Below are 21,244 nucleotides of genomic sequence, written 5' to 3' on the forward strand. Positions count from 1 at the left end.
ACATTGCTCGTTTATAATTTAGCTTTAGTGATACCGGTGGAATAATGCTTTTCAAGCCACCATAGAATAATATTTGAAATAGAGGTGAAAAATAGATAAAAAGCGCCAGCTATAAGTGCAAAAAATAGTGGTTGATATGTTGCTTCACCAGCTGTTTTAGTGGCTTTAACAAGGTCAAACAATCCCAATAATGATACTAATGCTGTTGCTTTTAAAATCACTAACCAATTATTAGCAATGCCAGGTAAAGCAAAACGCATCATTAATGGGAACCTGACATATATAAAGGTGTGGCATTTATTCATACCTAATGCAGTTGCTGCGTCAATTAATGTTTTTGGAACAGCTTGAAATGCACCACGAAACGTCTCAGTAAAATAGGCACCATAAATAAAACCTAACGTAATAATACCTGCCACAAATGGATCAATTTCCAACATATCTACATCAAAAAAATCGGTAATGTTATTTAATAAAAATTGAAGGCCAAAAAAGATCAACATCATTAAAACCAAATCCGGCACACCGCGAATCAATGATGTATAAGCCTGACAAGCTAGTCGTAATACTGACCTTTTTGATAATTTACCAAGTGCACAAATAACGCCAATAATAATGGCAAGAATTAGCGAAAAAATCGCTAATTCAATAGTGATCAAGGCACCTTGTAATATTAGAGAACGATAACCTTGCATGAACTATTTTTTATTACTATAAACGTTAAAGTCAAAATATTTGTCATTTATTTTTTGATAAGTACCGTCATTTAAAATTTCAACTAGTGCTTTATTGAAAGCTTCACGCAGTTCATCATCTTTTTTACGGAATCCTAAACCGACACCAACATCAAAATAACCTTTATCGCTTAAAATTTCTCCGGCAAAAGCGAAATCTTTTCCTTGTGGTTGTTTTAAAAATGCATAACTTCCCGTGACCTCATCTTGTAATGCGGCATCTAAACGACCTGCTACTAAATCTGAGAATACCTGTAATTGATTTTGATATGGCACAATGATAACGCCATTTGGACGCCATTTGTCATTAACAAAGTGTTCCTGTGAAGTACCTTGTTCAACGCCTACTCTTTTGCCTTTTAATGACTCAACATTTGGTAATAAATTAGCACCTTGTTTAGTAATTAATCGAGAATTGGTAAGAAAAATTTCATCTGAAAAAGCAATTTGTTTTTTGCGTTTTTCAGTCATCATTAATGATGATGAAATCATATCTATTTTACGTGACAATAAAGAAGGAATTAATGCATCGAAATCAGTCGATTGAAATTCACACTTAATATTAGCTTTTTCACAAAGTGCTTTGGTAATTTCAATATTAAAACCTGTAATTTCACCATTTTTATCTATAAAATCAAATGGAGCATAAGATGTATCCGAACCAATTTTGATTGATTCTGGTAATTTAGCATCACTCAGACAGGCACAACTTAACAATGCTAACGCCGATATCACTTTAAATAAGTTTTTCATGTTTTCATCCCATAATGATTTTTGAAGGCATAATATAACGTTTTCTTAAATTAATTTATAATAAAAAAAAATTATCAGCCTATCTGATTTGCTTATGCCGTGATTATAATTAAAACCAGTTAACTTAATAGATAATATAAAGTTAATTCTATTTTAAATAAGATAGATAGCTAAAACTGTAAACCACTAATTTAAATAATTATTATCGTCATACTTATTTTCTTTCGCTAAAGATAACAATATAGTATCCTTACTATTATTATGACAACTCAATTCAAACACTAAACAACGTGCATTCATTTATCCTATCCTTACGCAAAGTTTTTTATAGCAGTAATTTACTGTTTAGTATTCGTATGCTGGTTAGTTTGACTGGATCTACATTAGTACCATGGTACTTTGATTCAGTACCTTTAGTGATCCCACTCACATTGGGAGTAGTTGCAGCAGGATTGACAGAGATTGATACACGCTTATTAAGCCGTTGTATTAATATATTATTAACACTAATTTGTTTTGCAATTGCGACATTTTCGGTCGAATTTCTATTCCATGATCCACTATTGTTTATTATTGGCTTAGTTAGCTCAACGTTTCTATTTATTATGCTCGGTTCATTGGGGCAACGTTATGGTGTTATTGCCTTTGGCTCCTTATTAATTGCAGCTTATACCATGCTCGGACATAATTTATTTGCTGATAATTACACTCTTCCTTGTTTTTTATTGTTAGGTGCACTTTGGTATAACCTTGTTTCACTAATTGAATCAATTGTGCAACCTATCCGCACTACACAACAAACTTTAGCCAATTGTTTTATAAAATTAAGTTTTTATCTTGATGCAAAAGCAGCAATGTTCGATCCTGATGAAACAGATGGGTTTAAGCGACAAACTCTTGAGCTAACGACCTGTAATACTCAGGTTATTAATGTATTCAATGACGCTAAACGTTCATTATTTAATCGACTAAAAGGTTTTCGTGGACAAGGCTATATTAGAAAGATGCTTAGTTACTATTTTGTCGCTCAAGATATTCATGAACGAGCCAGTTCATCACATGGCGATTATAAAGCGTTAAGCCACCATTTTAAACATAGTGATCTTTTATTTCGCTTTGCCAGAATCTTAAATTTACAAGCTAAAGCCTGTGCTAAATTGGCTCTGTCAATTAAGTTAAATCAAACTTACCAACATGATCCATTATTTGCTCGCTACTTTGCCTATCTTGAAGAAGCAATAAATGAATATCAACAACAAAATAAGGCTAATTTATTACTCATCAAATCATTACAAAATTTATATCAAAATCTGCTAGCGATCGATTTATTATTAGCCCATATCGATACAGAACAACATTTATCGAAAATCCAAGATGATAACCAATTAATTGATGAAGAACTCACCCGTTTTCATGATATTTTTGCCAAAATTAAGCAAAACTTAACCATCAAATCGTCACTCTTTCGACATGCCATTCGTATGAGTATTGTGTTATTTGTTGGATATATGATGATTTATTTTTCTAACCTTTCACATGGTTATTGGATTATTTTAACCAGCTTATTTGTTTGCCAACCAAACTATTCAACTACGAAATATCGCTTAAAATTGCGTGTTTTTGGTACTATTTTAGGAATAATTGCCGGTATTCCTTTAACTTACTTGTTTCCTAGTATTGAAGCGCAATTAGTATTGATCATTATAACTGGATGGTTATTTTTCCTATTCAAAAACTCACAATATGCTTATGCCACTGCCTTTATTACCTTATTAGTATTTTTCAGTTTTAGTTTAATCGGTGAAAGCAGTATCTCTGTTGCTATTTCACGCATTATAGCTACCTTAATTGGCTGTTTTATTGCTTGGTTTGCTGTAAGTTTTATCTGGCCTGATTGGAAGTTTAGAAATTTACCTAAATTACTTGATCGAGTCTGTCACGAAGATAGCCACTATTTAGCAGTAATAGGTAGTCAATATGTCTCCGGTAAAACTAATGATCCCAAATACCGTGTTGCACGACGCGCAGCTCATGATAGTAATGCAGATTTATCCTCCTTAATCAGCTTAATGACTAAAGAGCCACATGTTAAACAAGATGTGATTGACCAAGGTTTTAGATTATTGACCCTTAATCACACTTTAATCAGTTATCTATCCACTTTGGGAGCGCATCGCGATAAAAGTATTTCACCGCATACTTTGGAAATTTTTGATGATATATCGGTTTATATAATTACTATGCTAAGTGACCAAAAAATCGATTCTGAATATCAACCATTGAAAAAAGTGGTTGCTGATTATATTGAATCACTATCAACCAATGATGACCAAAGCAATAATGATCTGCTTGTTATGCAGCAATTAGCCTTAATCTTAGATATATTGCCTGAAATAATTTCTCTTATTTGTGAATTGAATAATAAGACTGCTTAATAGGATTGTTTTAAACGGTTATTATCTTTTGCAATGAAATAAACAACCTTATATTAAGGTAATTTTTTCAATATAACGATTGAATTAGATAACTTGTAAAAAATATTGAGGAGTCTATGCCATCATAATAGTATTTATGAATAATTTTAAATAGTTACCTCTATATTATTAATTAAAAACTCAATAACAAAATGATTAGCTAAACTATTTTTTGGGGTTGTAATTATTTTATTAGTTGGCGTTAGTTGATTTTTGTTTATTCCTCATTTTCTGTTATTACAATTGGCAATTGATAGTGGTCTTCATTCATGAAATGACAAAGATAAGCAGTTTGTAGAATATGCTTAATTTTGATTGGTGGGTTTTGCGTTAGTTTGTTTAAAGTGTGGCTTAGAGTATTTAAACCAAGAGTGTCACATTAGTATTGTAATTTTGTCTCGAACGCTTTGCTTTGGTTTATTACTGTCATCAAAATAAGCAAGAAGAACAAAACTAGGACAACCTAGTAAACTATAAACCTGTTTATCATATTCATTAGAAGTATTAGATTTTGTTAATTTATTTAGATCATCAAGAACCATGGGATCTTTGCCATATAAAATATAATGACAAATCCGTTCAGGCATTGATGGTTCTAAATCATGTAAACCAGTAAAACAATCAAGAATGACCTGTTCCATCAGTTCTCGGTTATTTTTTACCATATTAATTTATCCTGCCAATTAGGATCAAAACCATTCGATGCGTCAGCTACCGCCATATAATTAGCGTAACCTTCGGCTAATAACACTTTTGGTAGATTATCTAGTGCAATTGCACTTTCGATAAAACCTGGTGTTTTGCTGAAATAAAGATTATAAAGCACGACAGGAATATTTTCCTCTGGCAGCATACTACCACTAAAGTCAATATTGATATAAAGTTTATAATTGGCAAAATATTTATAATAACCATAAAAACTGCCTCCATCTTCGATATCACCATGTCTATAACCTAATTTAGTTAAAATACCTCGTATAGTGAAACTATCTGTTAACCAACCTAGCCGATCATTAATAATACCGTCGTCAATTTTACTGATGTCAGGTAATGGATGGTTAAACTGATCAAATAACTGATTGAGTTTGTGATGTTTAAAATGCACTTGCCATTGTGCAATATCCGTACTGGACATTAATGCTGAATGGGCTAGTGTAATAAAGTGATTTTGATCAACGAAGATTTCATCGTTTTGATTAGTCACTAAACGACTATTTTCCGTTGGTCTAAAACTATTAACGATATGGCCACTTTTATCTAATTGTAACCAAACTAAACCTTGAATTAATCGACCTACAACTGGATGATGCTGTAAATATTTTTGCCAATCTTCCACTCGCCATTGCCGCTGGGCACACATGGCTTCGTAAAAACGGCTACTTTGCATAGTCAGCAATTGGCTAAGCTCTTTTTTACTGTTGTTGAACTGTTTTTTTGCCTCTTTGACAAGTTCAGGATTTTCGCTGTTACGTGCTTCAGGTAATGCTTTAAGCTTTTCTCCTTCAGCATTTTTTAATTGCCATTTAAATTTATCATCCAAACTAGCAATAAAAGTACGCTCACCATAATCAAGAATTAACAAGCCATTATCATCTAAACCTGCGGTCGATATGGTACGATCGGCTAGCTCATCAGTACTCCAACCACTACGCTTAGCAATATGTTCTACTAAATTTCTGGCCTTGTCTTGAATTGAAGCTGTACGATAGCGACGCGCTAATGATAATAACAGTTGAATGATAAAAGGATCGTTACTGTACGCCATAGGTTCTAGTATCGCTTCGATCTGAGCTCGCCGTTGAGAATGCTCTCTCATAAAACGGGTTATTAATGATACAGCAACCTGCCCTTTAATACCGCTTGTTAAAGATAGTATCCCTTTGGCTTTAATGGCTGAACCTAGATAATTGGCCAGTATTTCATTTTTAATTTCGTCAAAAACTTGTTCATAAGTAATATTATTATAATGAGGATAGTGCTTTGGATAACGTTGATAAGCTCTCATATATTGTTGTAGACGTTTATCAGCTAATGAACTCGCTTGCGCTTCTGCTTCCTCGATCGTTGGCATTAAGGTATCTTGTTGGATAAAGCTTTGTAAAATAAATTCGCCTAATTGTTGTTGGCTTTGTTTACTTAATAATTGAGTATAAGTGATGAATAGCGGATGACTAGGATCTTTTAATTTAAATGCTAAACAGATCCACCACTCAATAATTTGAGGATCAACTTTATCACCATTTTGCCAAGTCAAAGTGGGTATTAAGTTAAAATCAAACCAATCAAAATCAGCTGACTTTTTGCCTTTCAAACCTTTTTGAGCTGCAGTCAATAATTGTTTCGCGGTTAAATATCGACTAATGTCTTCATCCATTTTTTCTAATGCGATTAATATTGCTGCTTGCACTATTTCACGCTTCTCTTTTTTCAAAGCTACAATTAAGGCTTCAATGGAATTTTTATTGCCTAGTTCTGCTAACCATTCAGCAGCAGCAAGACGAACTTCTTGTTTAGCCGATGATAAAGCTTGTTCAACTTGATTATGTATATTTGGGATTGCGCTTAGCACATCCTGTGCAGCGTGACGAATTTGTTTAGGTTCATCTAAAGCTAATTCAAATAGGTAAGTTACATATTTAACTGGAATAATTGGAAAAAGGGTTAATATTTTTATCGCATTGATTCTATCAACATAAGAGTCGAACCAGTATTTTTGTTGGCGAGCAAATCCTAATGCTTCGTCCAATAAAAATTCATTCTCAGCAAAAAAAGACCATAATTTGTATGGTTCAGTTTCATAAACATCATGAAAAATATCACTGGTTAAAAATGGTATTGCGATAATATGTTGAATATGTTTAATGGATTGAATACCTTTATAGTAGTTTAACTTTTCAAAGATATCGGCGATTTGTCGAAGATCAAAATTTCTTATTACATCATATTTTCTATATATATTTAGAAAACAATATTCACTATTCATATTAGTAGGACCTTCAACTAATATAGTCGCACGAAGTAAGTGAAATAAAGTAAACTCAGGTAAATTTTGTAATCTTTTTTTTCTCAACAAAAATCGAAAATCGATATTTTTTTTGATTTTTTTTACTAATATTGAATGTTCTATTTTACCATTCAAATATTCAAAGATATTATCTAAATCTTTGCTGGTAGTTTTTTTCAATAATTGATAACGTTCTTGCAAATGAACCCACGGCAAACCATTTTTTTGATTATTTTCAATCTCTTTTTGTGCATCCTTTTCACACTCGATCAAAAATTCTTGAAAATTTTGCTGTAACAAATCACGAGCACTTATTGACAATGGCGTGTCAATAAGAGGTTCAAAACCAGGAATAACTAAATCAGATTGTCGTTTAACCGTATTGGCACTTTCCAATCGTGTTAAAGCACTTTCAATCGCAGTAATTACCGTTTTATTGGTTTCGTCTGCCAATGCTTGTTTTAAAATTATAGGATCAGCAACAATTCTAGTTAGTAAGACAGCCGCATTACTACGTTGCTTAACTGAACCAGATGTTAAAAAAGATTGTAACTGAATTTGAATAATATCACTTGGTAAGCTAAACAGAATTTCAGTAGCTAATTGATTGATCTGCTTATTAGTATTTAATGCCTGCATGGTAATAAAATCAGCCAAAGGCAATTGAAGTTCCATATGCTTTTGAATATATTTTAACTGATCTATTTGCCCTAAGATCGCTAACCCTTGAGTCGGTAGTTGCTTAAATAATGTTATATACTTCTGAATATAGTGCAATAAACCATTTATCATAAAAAAGTATTTGAAGTGGCTATGAGATAGAACGCTAATATTTTGCCGATCAAAGATTGCAAACAGTAAGTTTTCGCCTAAACCTATTTGTTCAATTTCAAGTAATTGATGTAATTGCTGAATTGTCCAACTTTCACGTTGATCAATTTTTTCTTCGTCTTCACAATAAGTTGGTAACGTGGTAATAAGTCCATCATATAACAGATAGATGAACCATGTTGGTAATTTCTCACTAGACACTTTAACGAAAGGTAAATGGTCACATAAGGTCGCAAAGACGCGAGCAAAGCGAATTATTTGTTCTGGCGAAAAAGTTCCAGTCCAACGGCGATAAAACTCAAGACGAGCTTGTTCTGCTTCATGAGTTTTGCTAAAAGTAGCAACGCTATAAAGCTCGCAAGGCCTGCGCATATATTCATAGATTTTATAAGCTGTTTTAGAAGTTTGGCATAATTTATCAAAATCGTCCAACACCTCTAGTTCATAAGCTTGTAAAATATATTGGCTAATACGGGATGGTAAGCTTTGATCCTGTACGCTTAATGGTTCAAAAATAGTCTTAATTAATTGTTCTGGTGATAATTGTTCTATTTTTTTCATATTCCTTTTTCTCACATAAAACATCAAAACTTTGGCATACCTTTGCAACAGTATTGTGCATTATATTTATTCGCTAATTGTTCCGATTCAATTTTGCCATTTAAATCATTATAAATATTATCAATATAATTTATTCCTTCATCATCAATAAGCTAGTTATGTTTAGTCAAAAATCTTTGTTGTTTTGTTAATCTATTTTTCAGCCTTTCTCCTTGTCCGATGACCTCTGGCAAAATTTTGTCATCTTATAAAAATAATGATTATCAAATTCGCTTTTCTAATTACTTAATAATGAGAACAATTAACCACCAATTACCTGATTAGCCATATCTTTATCAGAAGATAAAATCAATCTTTTTAGTTGGTAAAAAATTACCTATATGATAGTGATATCGCATCAAACAATATTATCTTTAATTTATGCTAATTAGTGTTCAACATAAACTAGCAAGAAATTTATCATTTTGATTTATTTTATCTTATTTAGAATTAGTTGACCAATATATAATTTAAAATAATTCATTATTAGTAACGTAGAAAATCCATCATATTTTCATGACCAAATATGATTTGTAAGCTAAAAATTGAAGGTAGATTTGATTATCGAATGAGTTTTAATAATTAGAAAGTAAAAATAAAGCTACAGCTGTAATCAGATAAGTATCACAATTAATTTCGCTGAATTTATTGCTAGCTTGATAATAGTGAGTAATTTATTATATAGATAAATGGAAAACTATTTTTATTGGTTTAACTTCTATGGTTTTCATTACAAATGTCTGTTCAAAGCACCTAGTTTTAGCAAAACATTCTTTTTGTTTGAAGATTATTTAATGTACTATTAATACCGATATCCATTTAGTTATCGCTAGTCAAAAAGTCTATCAACATATTTAATAATATTAGTTCAAACCAACATGACTGTATTAAGCTAAAACTAGGTTGTAATATATAAACTAGTTAGTTATCTGTTTTCTTGTTCTTTTAACCATGCTATTTCTTGTGCCCAAATATCTGGGTTAATCGTTTCAAGAATAAGTGGTATTTCATCAATTCGCGAGTCTTGCATAATAAATTTAAATGCGATTTCACCAATGGTACCTTTACCTAAGCTGTCATGACGGTCAACATGGCTGGCGAGTTCACTTTTGGCGTCATTTAAATGCATACCACGTAAATATTTAAAACCAACAATTTTTTCAAATTCATCAAAAGTTTCTTTGCAGGCTTTTTCGCTGCGCAAATCATAACCGGCAGCAAAAGCGTGACAAGTATCAATACAAACGCCAACACGGCTTTTGTCTTCTACTTTATCGATAATTTGCGCAAGATGTTCAAATTTATAGCCTAAGTTAGAACCTTGTCCAGCAGTGTTTTCGATAACCGCAACGACATCTTTAGTTTTATCTAAGGTAATATTGATTGACTCCGAAATGCGGGATAAACATTCATCAACTGAAATTTTTTGTAAATGACTACCTGGATGAAAATTGAGTAACGTTAAACCTAATTGTTCACAACGTTGCATCTCATCTAAAAAAGCAGTACGAGATTTTGCCAATTGTTCACTATCTGGGCTACCTAAATTAATTAGATAACTATCGTGTGGTAGAATTTGTTTACTGGTGAATCCATATCGTTCACAACGTTTTTTGAAACTATCAATCACTGCAGTTTCAAGCGGTTTTGCATGCCATTGTCGCTGATTTTTAGTAAATAGAGCGAAAGCTGTAGCGCCAATTTGATAGGCATTTATTGGCGCATTATCCACACCGCCAGCTGCACTCACATGTGCACCAATGTATTTCATATTTTTCCCCTAATTATTCGTTTGAGCCACTATTGCGTTGAAGTTGATCACGTAAATTAGGTGGAACGCCCTTAATAACGAGTGAATCAGTTTGTGGGTCCCATTTTATACGTTCACCTAATAGGTCAGAGTTAAAACTTATGGTTAATCCACCACCACTGCCTGAGAATTTTTTCAATTGACGTAAGGCACTACGATCAACTGGAAATGTATCTTCTAAATCATATTCGCTATTTTTTACAAATTCCATAAAGTTATTTTCGTCACTTGTTGGTAATTCGTTAGCAAGATTTTTCAGCTCGATCTCTTCCCCTGCTTGTAATTGAGCTTGACAATAGTTATAGACATTTTCACGAGCACTAGTTTTATCTTGTTTGTCAAATTGCATCTCTTGACAGTAATCATCTACCGCTTTAACAAGGGTTTTATTTTGCGCTTTTGCGTCTAATCCTTCACTGGCACCTAAGTAGTCCATGAAAAAATCAGATACTTTTCGCCCGACTCGGCCTTTTAAAAAAGTTAAATAACGTTTTGACTCTGGTGCGGTTTCCCATTCAGTAATATCAATACGGGCAATAATATCAGCATGATCGATATCTAAATATTGGGTTTCAGAGATATTAAGCTCCTCATTCACTAACATACTTAAGCAACTATTTAATACAGCAATAATTAGATATTCAACTGCAAGGTATCGATAGTGGCAAAAAACAACTGTGCCACCTTCTGCAAATGGATATTTAGCTAATTCATTACGCAGCTGTTTGGTTGATTCTTGACTAAAATTAAGAAAATCTTGATTACCTAAACGTAACTCTTTAAGTGATTGTTCAAAAAGGCTTTCACTACTAAATAAACCATATGCTTTACTTTTATTGTTGTAAATTCTATTAATATCTTCAATCAAGTTAGCAACAGCTTGTTCATTACCGAGGAGTGAATCACGAAGTTGTAGTTCAATTTCAGTATCACTTTTTCTAATTAATTTATGTAGAACTATATTCTCAATTTGTACGCTCATGGAGATTCCTATTTGGATCGACAATTTAATGGGGTATATTTTAACAAAGCACTAAAAAAGTGCTATCATCAATTTATAACTCTGCTAAACTAAGCAACATTCTTATTGTCAATTTTATACTTTTACGTATCCTTGTTCTAAAACTTCTTTATAACTTTTAACCTTTTATCAATGTGAATCAAAATGACAAACTCACACGATATTTATGATGATTTTAAACATAAAAAAATCAGCTTATTGTTTTGGCAATATGCGCTTCCATCTATTATCGGTACAACAGTGAATACGCTGTATAACATTATTGATGGAATTTTTATTGGCCATTGGATTGGTCGTGAAGCACTGAGTGGCGCAGGTATTATTTTACCGGTAATGAATCTTGCTGCGGGCATTGGCATGCTAGTAGGTATTGGTTCTGCCAGCCGAATATCTATCTTTTTAGGCAGAGGAGAAATCGATAAAGCAGAAAAAGTAGCAGGAACTTCTTTTATGTTAACTGCCGTACTTAGTGGCATCACTTTAGCCTTACTACTCTATTTTATCGATCCTGTTTTACACTTTATTGGTTCAAGCCCAACCAACCATATTTATGCTCGTGAGTTTTTAGAGGTGTTTTTACCGGGCAGTATATTTATCACATTAACATTTAATTACAACAATATGATGCGCGCCAGTGGCTATCCGTTTAAAGCCATGGTGACTATGTTTATTAGTGTGATTGCGAATATTATTCTTGCACCAATTTTTATTATTGCTTTAGGTTGGGGAATGAGAGGAGCAGCTTTTGCTACCACTCTCGCAATGTTCATAAGCTTTTTATTTGTGATGCAGCACTTTATTAGCAAAAACAGTAATATAAAGCTATATCGTCGTAACTTTAGGCTCGATTTTACTTACATTAAGTCGATTTTGTCGATTGGCATGTCACCATTTGCTATGCAAGTTGCCGCCTCAGTGGTAGTTGTTTTTATAAACTGGCAGTTAACCCGTTATGCCCCCATTTCACATGTTTCAAGTGATGATGCGATCGCCGGTTATTCTAATGCTAACCGATTAATTACACTAATTATCATGATTGTGATTGGTGTAAATCAAGGTATGCAACCGATTATTGGTTATAATTACGGTTCTAAAAATTATGTCCGGGTGAAAGAAACGTTTATCTATGCAGTTAGAATTGCCACAGTTATCACCAGTGTTGGCTTTATATTTGGTTGCTTTATTCCTGAGGTGCTGGTTAGAGCGTTTAGTTCTGATGTCGATTTAGTGGCGATATCGGCTATTGCATTACGTTATACTACGTTTTCATTTGCATTAGTCGGTTTTCAGATGGTAACAACTAGTTTTTTCCAATGTATCGGGATGGCAAAGATTTCTATTTTGTTAAGCCTTTCAAGACAACTTCTAATTTTACTACCAACACTTTATATTCTACCATTATTCTTCGATTTAGATGGCGTTTGGGCAGCATCACCAACTGCAGACCTTTTATCAACGGGTATCGCTTATGCTGCGTTATATTGGTATTTTAAATCGATAAAAAGAAGACATCGATTAGCTTAAGCAGGTTTATATTAAGCAATTAGTTGATGAAGATTGATTTTATAACTCTAAAAAATGAAAAAGGCGGACTTGGTCCGCCTTTTTCATTTGAATTTAACTGTAGTTTAGTTAATTCTCACTAAAACTAAATTCTAATCAACCAAAAATTATTGACAAATTGGATGCTCCACACCGCCTTCACAAGCTTTTTCAAATAAATCCATCGCTTTATTGTGATCTTTTTTTAAGCCAGCCATACCATTTTCATACATGACAGCTAAATTAAACTGAGCTTCAGGTATACCTTGTTCAGCTGCTTTTTCATACCAGTATCGAGCTTTAATTGCATCTTTTTTAATACCTTGACCAAAAAAATACATATCACCTAAAAAAGATTGAGCATAAGACAAACCTTGTTCTGCTGATTTTTCAAGTAGTTCTTTTGCTTTTAATAGATCTTTTTCAACTCCTCGTCCTTCTTTATACATGCCACCTAAATTTAATTGCGCATACATATCATTCTTTGCCACACCTTTTTCATACCACTCTTTCGCTTTAGCATAGTCTTGTTCAACGCCATTACCCTTATCATACATAGTACCTACATTGGATTCGGCTCTTCCATTGCCTAGTGCAATAGCTTTATCAAACCATTCTCTCGCTTTAACATAGTCTTTTTCAACACCATCTACCCCATTGAGGTATCTATAGCCTAACTCATTTAGTGCAACTGGATCATTTTGCTCGGTGGCAATTTTTAGCACTTCATCATATGGTACATTATCATATTTAGCTGCATTAACCGAACATGCAAAAAATAAAATTAATAAACCACTTGTAAGCATTTTTTTCATATTAGTTATTCCTTTTCATCCTTTAATATTTTTATATATTTACAACAAAAATAATATCATTATATTAGCAATATTTTATTGATTTTCAAGTAGAAGAAAAAATAGATTTTAGAGGTTTAAATAGGAATACAAGACAGTCAAATTAGAAAATTAATCTATTCTTAGTTATCAGCAAATCAATGATCAGATTAGTGAAATTATTGTCTTTAGTTCAATAATTCAATCGTTCAATTAAATTCAATTAATAATATCGTTTTTAATTATTAATTACGCTTGATAATGTAACTATAATCAAACAGACAAAGATAAATAACATACCAATCCAAGCTATTAATGACAGCGATTCGCCAACAATTATCATAGCGAGAATTGCCGCAATAACCGGTTCCAATAGGCTAATAGTAGTTGCTAAACTGGCAGATATTTTCGATAATCCATATCCATAGCATTGATATCCCAAAAACATTGGAATCAATGCCATATAACAGCCAACTGCAATATTATTCCATGCTGCAAAAAATGACGTTCCCGTTATTAGCATCACTGGAATCAGTAATAAACCGCCACAACCAAATGTAGCACCCATGGCTGCTTTACTATCTATACCTTTTAACATTAATTGTCTTGCTGACCATGAGTAAAGAGCATAAGTAAAACCAGCAATAAGTCCTAATAAAATTCCCAAACCAACATGATTATATTCAATTATGATCGAAGCATTTTCAGAAAATGCTAACATAGTCATGCCGATAATACCCAATAAAGCGCCAATAACCCATTGTTTAGTCACTTGGAAATCACGACTAATATATTCAATTATGGCTGATAAGATTGGCGCTGATCCTATAGAAACAACCGTACCGATAGTAACACCCGCTAAACGCATCGATGAATAAAATGCCAAAGGATAGATAGCCACGGCTAAGGCTCCTACCACTAAAAAACGGCTAGGAGCTATTAATAATGAGTGGTTTTGCTTGATATTATAAATAGCTAAGCCGCATTGCAATATCCCCCCAATGCCCATTGCGAAGGAACCAATAAATAAAGGAGATAAAGTAGGGGCAAAAGTGGCTGCTGTGCCAGTTGTGCCCCATAATAGCGATGCCAAAATAACAGTAAAAATACCGAGATACTTATTCATCAACAAGTAAATTATTCGATATTTTGTACTTGCTCGCGGATTTGCTCAATCAACACTTTGAGTTCAATCGCGCTAGCGGTTACATCAGCATTAATCGATTTTGAAGCAATAGTATTGGATTCACGGTTGAACTCTTGCATCATAAAATCGAGTCGACGACCTACTGCCTCATTTTTCTTTAAGATCGAATATGTTTCGTTAACATGCGTCATTAACCGATCTAGTTCTTCAGCGACATCAATTTTTTGGGCTACCATAACAATTTCTTGTTCTAAACGTGAATTATCAAGATCAATATTAGCTTCTTCAAGCTTACTTTTTAATCGTTCTTTTTGCCATTCTAAAATCTGCGGCATCCAAGTACGAATTTTATCAACTTCCACGGTTATCGCTTGTAAGCGTTGAGTAATTAATTCACAAAGCGCTTTACCTTCACGCTCCCGAACGGCGATAAACTCATCAATAGCGGTTTCAAGTAAAGCCAAAATTTCTTGCGAAATAGTATCCAAATTTTGTTCTTTGCTTGACATGACACCAGGCCAACGTAAAACATCAAGCGGATTTATTTGTCCCGTTTGATACTCACGTTTTATCCAGTCACCAGCAGCTAATATTTGTTTAGCAAGTTCAATGTTTAATGACAATTCTTGATGTTGTGCTGCTGGATCTAATTCGAAACGTAAATTACATTCGACTTTTCCGCGCGTTAATCGTGCTCGAAGTCGTTCACGAATAATTGGCTCCAGAGAACGAAACTGTTCGGGTAAACGAATATAGGTTTCTAAGTAGCGTTGATTGACCGAACGTAACTCCCAAGAAGCACTACCCCATGATTGGTTCAACTCTTTTCGCGCATATGCGGTCATACTAGAAATCATAATAGGTCCTAAATTTATAAAAAACTTGCTGGGCATTGTATCACAAATTCTGTATAATGTGCTCTTAGCTTAGGCTAAACATCAACGCTTTCTTGTTGATGTCCTCCTAAATGATTTAATAAGTTCAAAGATAAATTTTAAAATAAAACTGCTGGAGAATTGCATGCGCCCGTCTGGTCGATCCGCGGAACAAGTCCGCCCAATCAAAATAACCCGTCATTACACTAAGCATGCAGAAGGTTCTGTATTAGTCGAGTTTGGTGAAACAAAAGTACTTTGTAATGCAACAATTGAAGAATCTGTACCTCGCTTTTTAAAAGGTCAAAATCAAGGTTGGGTAACCGCTGAATATGGTATGTTGCCTCGAGCAACCAATTCAAGAACTCAACGTGAAGCGGCAAAAGGAAAACAAACAGGCCGTACGATGGAAATCCAACGCCTTATTGCCCGTTCATTACGCGCAATGATTGATCTAAAATTATTAGGGGAATATACCATTACATTAGACTGTGATGTTATCCAAGCTGATGGAGGCACTAGAACAGCATCAATAACTGGTGCTAGTGTGGCATTAGTTGACGCAATAAACATGATGTTAGCAAGTGGTAAAATCAAGCAAAACCCAATTAAATCTTTAGTGGCTGCCGTATCGGTAGGCATTGTTAATAGTGAAGCGGTATGCGACTTAGAATATATTGAAGATTCAAATGCCGAAACCGATATGAATGTGGTAATGACTGATGATGGTCGCATCATTGAAGTTCAAGGTACTGCCGAAGGTGAACCATTTAGTCATGAAGAATTATTAACTTTATTAGAACTGGCAAAAAATGGCATTACAACCATTATAGAAGCACAAAAACAAGCTTTAAAAGATTAATTGGAGAGGATCGATGAAATCATATAAGAGTGAATTTATAGAATTTGCTTTAGATAGGCAAGCATTAAAATTTGGTGAGTTTACCTTAAAATCAGGACGGAAAAGTCCCTATTTTTTTAATGCAGGACTATTTAATACCGGAAAGGATTTGGCGTTATTAGGTCGTTTTTATGCCGCTGCATTAATGGATGCAAATTTAAAATATGATGTCATCTTTGGTCCTGCCTACAAAGGTATCCCAATTGTCTCATCTACAGTTGTGGCTTTATCCGAGCACCACAATGTTGATGTACCTTATTGCTTTAACCGAAAAGAAGCTAAAGATCATGGTGAAGGTGGTAATTTAGTTGGTAGTTCTATTTATCAACAACGCGTCATGTTAGTTGATGATGTAATTACCGCTGGTACTGCAATTCGTGAATCAATGCGAATTTTAGAAGATAATCAATCTAAACTTGCTGGCGTATTAATCTGTCTTGATCGTCAAGAAAAAGGTCGAGGTGAATTATCCGCTATTCAAGAAATCAAACAAACTTATAGTTGTGACGTAATTTCGATTATCACTTTAGATGATTTGATCCAATATCTTTATCGTGATCCATCACGTAAAGACCAAGTAGTCCAAGTCGAAGCATATCGTTCTGAATATGGCATTAAATAACCAAGCGTCGTAAGACGCTTTTTTTATATTTGCAAGTTTTTACAATTATTTGACAACTTTTCAATTAAATTAATTATAATTTTTCCTATCTTTCTACATTAATTTACTTAAGCCCATTTCTCTAGACTGAATTAAGGATATAAAATGAAAAAAACATTTATATTAATTTTGTTACTCAATATAAGCACCATATTTCCATCTCAGGCAAACTATAACGAGTTAAACGTTAGTAACTCTTATTTAGAACTGCAACAATTAAAATATGGAAAAGATCTCATTCCTGTGGGGCAAATTAATTCAAGTATTATTGATAGCATTAAATTAAAACCTGATACAGTTGAATTTTCTATTACTTTAGAAACAGAAGGTGCAACACCTACTGAAGCTTCAGATCTTAACGTTGAGACAATGAAGAAATTAAAAAATTACCTAAACACTCTTAATATCACCGATGATAATTTAGTCACCATAGACTACAAAAACAGAGTTAAAACAATTGCGAAAGAAAACAATCAAGAAGATAACCATTATCAAGCCTTTCTTAATATTGTATTAACTATTGATGATAATGACAGTTTTATCAATCTAAATAAAGCCCTTGATAAATATAATATAAATGATATTTCTCAGCTTGAAGAAGAGAAGTTAACTAACTATTATCTATTCCAAATTACTGCAGTCGCTAATAGTGAAAGTAAAGCAAAAGAAGATCTATACCAAAAATATACTAATATCGCGAATGATTTAAAAAATATTGGTTTAACAAATGTTTCAATTAAGAGCTCGTTTGTCAGACAAATTGATACAGACAAAATTAATGAGCAACGTTATTTTGTTAATAACACTTTAAAAATAAAAATAAATAGACTCGATCTTATCGGTAAGATTATTGCCAAAGCACAAGAGTTAAAAATGAAAGTCAATAATGACATCTCTTATAGCGTATCACCAGAAGCCATTCAAACTGCAGTAAAAGAGCATGAAACTCTTTTATTAAACCAATTAACTACTAAAGTTCAACGTTTAATGGCTAAACAATATGTCGTTGGTGCACCTATTTCACTTGAAATTCAATCAAGATATCCTGAAGCAATTTATGAAAGAAATAACTCTAGTAGTGATCAAATGATGTTCAAAATGGTTTCAATGAAGAACTATAGTAATGTTGATATTTATACACCACCTGAATATGAAATCACCCTAACCTTATCAGGCTCATTCGAAACTCTTAAAAAGGTCGAGCAAAACTAATTTGATGTAAGTTTATATATAAAGTACTTTAGATTGATTAGATTTCATTTGGTTAATAATTTATTAACTAAATGAAATCTTGCAGACTATTTTGAATGACTTTGAACGAAGAATTTCGCATTATCGTAATGATAGATAATTTGTGAAAAATCGAAAGGTTCACCAGAAGAAGTATAAAAGATTTCTTCAACACATAGAGCAGGATCGCCAGCATTTAAACCTAAATAAGGCGCGATATCTTCATCTAATTTTATAGCTTTAAAATATTTGTCTGAAAAACCGATATTGACCTTACAAATATCTTTTACATAACTAAAAATTGAGTTTTCAGCAATTTCTTTATTTAAATAAGAAACAATTTTTTTTCGATAATAAGATTGTTCAAAGCCATATACTTTACCTTCAACCAAACGCAACCGTTTTATATAATAAACATACTCATCATCTTCACACTGGAGGTATTCTTTAACTTTGACATTAGGTTGCATAACATCAACATTAAATACTTGCGATGAGCCAGGTAAATCATTGAGATCGACACTAAACCCATGACTTTCTAAAAAATTTAGATAACCTTGTTTTTTGGGTTGCCGAACAAAAATACCACTACCTTGTATTTGATAAATTACGCCATGTCTTTCAAGACGATTTAGTGCCTTAATAATAGTGGTTCGACTGACTTGATATTGCTGAATTAAACCTTCGATATTAGGCAACTGCGTACCTTTAGGCAAATTTTGCTGATAAATCGCTTGCTGGATTTTTTTCGCTACATCTTGATATTTTAACATTTGTAATTCTTTATTATTGTTATAAATAGTTTTTATTCTATACCTGTAAATTAATTATTAAATCAAAATTACGAGAAAACGGGATCTAGATCACAAACAATAAAATTGGTCATTAACAATTTTTCATTTAAGGATAATATAAGCTCACTATTCTATGAAAAGGAGCTTAGTTAATGTCATCCAAAATTAGAGATTATAATAAATTGGCCGTTGATATTTTAAATGAGTTAGGCGGTGAAGATAATATTGTTACCGTAGCTCGTTGTGCCACTCGTTTGCGTGTGGTGACACAATCTACCCCCGAAAATGCCAAAGAAACAATTGCCAATTTTTCGGGTGTTATCACGGTAGTTGAAAAAGGTGGACAAATTCAAATTGTTATCGGTACTAATGTAGATAAAGTCTATAATGCCTTTACCCAATTACTGAAAAGTGGTAATAAAGTAGATGTAAATAGTAAAAGTAGCATTTTAAACCGTGTTATTGCCACTATGTCAGCCGTTTTTGCTCCATTTGTTTATGTATTAGCTGGTGCAGGGATATTACAAGGTATCTTGATTTTAATTAATCTGGCCTTCCCTGGTTTTGATAAAACGAGCACTTGTCAAGTATTTAGTTTTATCTCTTGGGCTCCATTCACTTTTTTACCTATATTTATTGCCATTACCGCATCGCAACATTTCCGTTGTAATATCTATATTGCGGTAGCGTGTTGTGCTGCGCTGCTTTCACCGACCTGGGCAGAGATAGCAAAATTTATTAAGGAAGGTGGAACATTTGATTTATTTGGTTTACCACTGTCTGAAACCACTTATATGTCTACCGTATTACCACCACTATTTTTAGTTTGGTTGCTGTCTTATTTAGAACGTTTCTTAGAACCTAGATTACATAGCATTATTAAACCATTGTTCATGCCATTCATCTGTTTAGTTATCATGGTACCACTAACGTTACTAGTAGTTGGACCTCTTACTGCTGGGGCTGCACGCTATATATCAATCGGATACAACTATTTAGTTGATTTTGCTCCATGGTTAGCTGGTGCTATTATTGGGGCATTCTGGCAAGTACTTGTTATATTCGGCGTCCATTGGGGAATAACTCCAATAGTTTTAGAAAACATGAAGCTAAATGGTCAAGATTCATTCCAAGCTTATCAAACTATTGCCGTAATCGGTCAAGTTGGTGCGGCACTTGGATTCTATATCAAAACACGTTCTTCCGAGATGAAAGGGGTATCAATATCAGCATTTGTAACTGGTCTATTTGGTATTACTGAACCAGCAATTTATGGGGTTAACTTACGCTTCAAAAAACCATTTATTTACGGTTGTGCGTGTGCATCAATTGGTGGTATTGTCGCTGGTTTCTTTACACCTTACTTCTACGCTTATGCCCCATTAGCTGGTCCATTAACTATTGTTAATACGATTAATCCAGAACATTATAATTCAGTAATCGGTGTATCCATTGGTTCGTTAATTGCGTTATTTGGACCAGTTATTCTTATACAAATTTTTGGTACCAATGAAAATAACCAAAATAATGGAAAAATTGAAAATGATACGCCCAAAATTGTTCTTGATAAAATCAATATTACTAGTCCCATGATCGGTAAAGCATTACCTCTGAGTGAAGTACCAGATCCAGCATTTGCTCAGAAATTGATGGGTGAAGGAATTGCAATAGAACCAACTGAGAACCATGTTTATGCACCTTATAATGGTAAAGTGACCGCCGTTTTTGAAAGTTCAAAACATGCTATCGGTTTAAGTTTAGATAATGGCGTAGAATTATTAATTCACGTTGGTATTGACACTGTTAATCTGACTAACAATGAATTTAGTTACCATGTGAGTATGGGACAACAAGTTAAAACGGGTGATTTATTAATTAGCTTTGATCCACAAGCAATTAAACAAGCTGGTTACCCATTAATCACACCAATTATTATTGTTAATACTGATCAGTACCAATTGATCACATTAACTGAAAATAAAGACGTAAATCTTGACGATATCATATTCGAAATTAAGCAATAACAAGGAACCA

The 21,244-nt window shown here is 33.2% G+C and carries 16 protein-coding genes; 6 read left to right on the forward strand and 10 right to left on the reverse strand.

Annotated elements, in window-relative coordinates; all coding sequences use genetic code 11:
* Nucleotides 1-11 precede the first annotated feature (11 nt).
* Together H3S74_RS09985 and H3S74_RS09990 are read right to left on the reverse strand one after the other, a co-directional pair.
* A complete protein-coding gene (locus H3S74_RS09985) occupies nt 12-695 on the reverse strand; it encodes an ABC transporter permease (protein WP_110447604.1) in 684 nt (227 codons plus the stop codon).
* A 3-nt stretch (nt 696-698) separates the two neighbouring features.
* Entirely contained in the window at nt 699-1,487 is a 789-nt protein-coding gene (locus tag H3S74_RS09990) for a lysine/arginine/ornithine ABC transporter substrate-binding protein (protein WP_198220491.1), read from the reverse strand.
* A 290-nt stretch (nt 1,488-1,777) separates the two neighbouring features.
* On the opposite strand from H3S74_RS09990, the gene yccS reads away from it, so the two are divergent.
* Nucleotides 1,778-3,922, forward strand: a complete 2,145-nt coding sequence (gene yccS / locus H3S74_RS09995; RefSeq protein WP_370547595.1) for a YccS family putative transporter — start codon at nt 1,778-1,780, stop codon at nt 3,920-3,922.
* 413 nt (nt 3,923-4,335) lie between these two features.
* On the opposite strand, the gene H3S74_RS10000 is transcribed toward yccS, so the two are convergent.
* The 4 genes from H3S74_RS10000 to yejK form a co-directional block, all read right to left on the reverse strand.
* On the reverse strand, nt 4,336-4,626 hold the full coding sequence (locus H3S74_RS10000; protein ID WP_198247798.1) for a hypothetical protein: 291 nt from the start codon (nt 4,624-4,626) through the stop codon (nt 4,336-4,338).
* Entirely contained in the window at nt 4,620-8,357 is a 3,738-nt protein-coding gene (locus H3S74_RS10005) for a DUF4132 domain-containing protein (protein WP_198247799.1), read from the reverse strand. The genes H3S74_RS10000 and H3S74_RS10005 overlap by 7 nt, the downstream gene beginning before the upstream one ends.
* 964 nt (nt 8,358-9,321) lie before the next feature.
* A complete protein-coding gene (nfo, locus tag H3S74_RS10010; RefSeq protein ID WP_198247800.1) occupies nt 9,322-10,167 on the reverse strand; it encodes a deoxyribonuclease IV in 846 nt (281 codons plus the stop codon).
* 13 nt (nt 10,168-10,180) lie between these two features.
* The gene (yejK, locus tag H3S74_RS10015) at nt 10,181-11,188 is read right to left on the reverse strand and encodes a nucleoid-associated protein YejK (RefSeq protein ID WP_198200267.1); all 1,008 of its coding nucleotides are present in this window, start codon (nt 11,186-11,188) and stop codon (nt 10,181-10,183) included.
* A 183-nt stretch (nt 11,189-11,371) separates the two neighbouring features.
* Between yejK and H3S74_RS10020 the strand changes: the two genes are divergently transcribed.
* Nucleotides 11,372-12,751, forward strand: a complete 1,380-nt coding sequence (locus tag H3S74_RS10020) for an MATE family efflux transporter (RefSeq protein ID WP_110447596.1) — start codon at nt 11,372-11,374, stop codon at nt 12,749-12,751.
* 146 nt (nt 12,752-12,897) lie between these two features.
* On the opposite strand, the gene H3S74_RS10025 is transcribed toward H3S74_RS10020, so the two are convergent.
* From H3S74_RS10025 to H3S74_RS10035, 3 genes are all read right to left on the reverse strand, one after another.
* Nucleotides 12,898-13,584, reverse strand: coding sequence for a tetratricopeptide repeat protein (locus H3S74_RS10025; protein ID WP_110447595.1), 687 nt, complete (start codon nt 13,582-13,584; stop codon nt 12,898-12,900).
* A 256-nt stretch (nt 13,585-13,840) separates the two neighbouring features.
* Nucleotides 13,841-14,728 (reverse strand): DMT family transporter, encoded by an 888-nt coding sequence (locus H3S74_RS10030; RefSeq protein ID WP_198247801.1) that lies wholly within the window; start codon nt 14,726-14,728, stop codon nt 13,841-13,843.
* Nucleotides 14,729-14,739: 11 nt separating this feature from the next.
* Nucleotides 14,740-15,606 (reverse strand): YicC/YloC family endoribonuclease, encoded by an 867-nt coding sequence (locus H3S74_RS10035; RefSeq protein WP_110447593.1) that lies wholly within the window; start codon nt 15,604-15,606, stop codon nt 14,740-14,742.
* Between the two features lie 163 nt (nt 15,607-15,769).
* Between H3S74_RS10035 and rph the strand changes: the two genes are divergently transcribed.
* The 3 genes from rph to H3S74_RS10050 all read left to right on the forward strand — a co-directional run bounded on the left by rph (nt 15,770) and on the right by H3S74_RS10050 (nt 18,398).
* Nucleotides 15,770-16,486 (forward strand): ribonuclease PH, encoded by a 717-nt coding sequence (rph, locus tag H3S74_RS10040; protein ID WP_198220505.1) that lies wholly within the window; start codon nt 15,770-15,772, stop codon nt 16,484-16,486.
* A gap of 13 nt (nt 16,487-16,499) precedes the next feature.
* A complete protein-coding gene (gene pyrE, locus H3S74_RS10045; RefSeq protein WP_086354000.1) occupies nt 16,500-17,147 on the forward strand; it encodes an orotate phosphoribosyltransferase in 648 nt (215 codons plus the stop codon).
* A 144-nt stretch (nt 17,148-17,291) separates the two neighbouring features.
* Nucleotides 17,292-18,398 carry an SIMPL domain-containing protein gene (locus tag H3S74_RS10050; RefSeq protein ID WP_110447592.1) on the forward strand — a complete coding sequence of 369 codons (1,107 nt, stop codon included), beginning with the start codon at nt 17,292-17,294 and terminating at the stop codon, nt 18,396-18,398.
* Between the two features lie 86 nt (nt 18,399-18,484).
* Here the strand turns inward: H3S74_RS10050 and H3S74_RS10055 are convergent, their stop codons facing one another.
* Nucleotides 18,485-19,189 carry a GntR family transcriptional regulator gene (locus H3S74_RS10055; RefSeq protein WP_110447591.1) on the reverse strand — a complete coding sequence of 235 codons (705 nt, stop codon included), beginning with the start codon at nt 19,187-19,189 and terminating at the stop codon, nt 18,485-18,487.
* A 173-nt stretch (nt 19,190-19,362) separates the two neighbouring features.
* Between H3S74_RS10055 and H3S74_RS10060 the strand changes: the two genes are divergently transcribed.
* A complete protein-coding gene (locus H3S74_RS10060; RefSeq protein ID WP_198247802.1) occupies nt 19,363-21,234 on the forward strand; it encodes a glucose PTS transporter subunit IIA in 1,872 nt (623 codons plus the stop codon).
* Nucleotides 21,235-21,244: the final 10 nt, after the last annotated feature.

It is taken from the genome of Gilliamella sp. W8126 (genome assembly GCF_016102185.1).
Taxonomy (GTDB): Bacteria; Pseudomonadota; Gammaproteobacteria; order Enterobacterales; family Orbaceae; genus Gilliamella; species Gilliamella apis_A.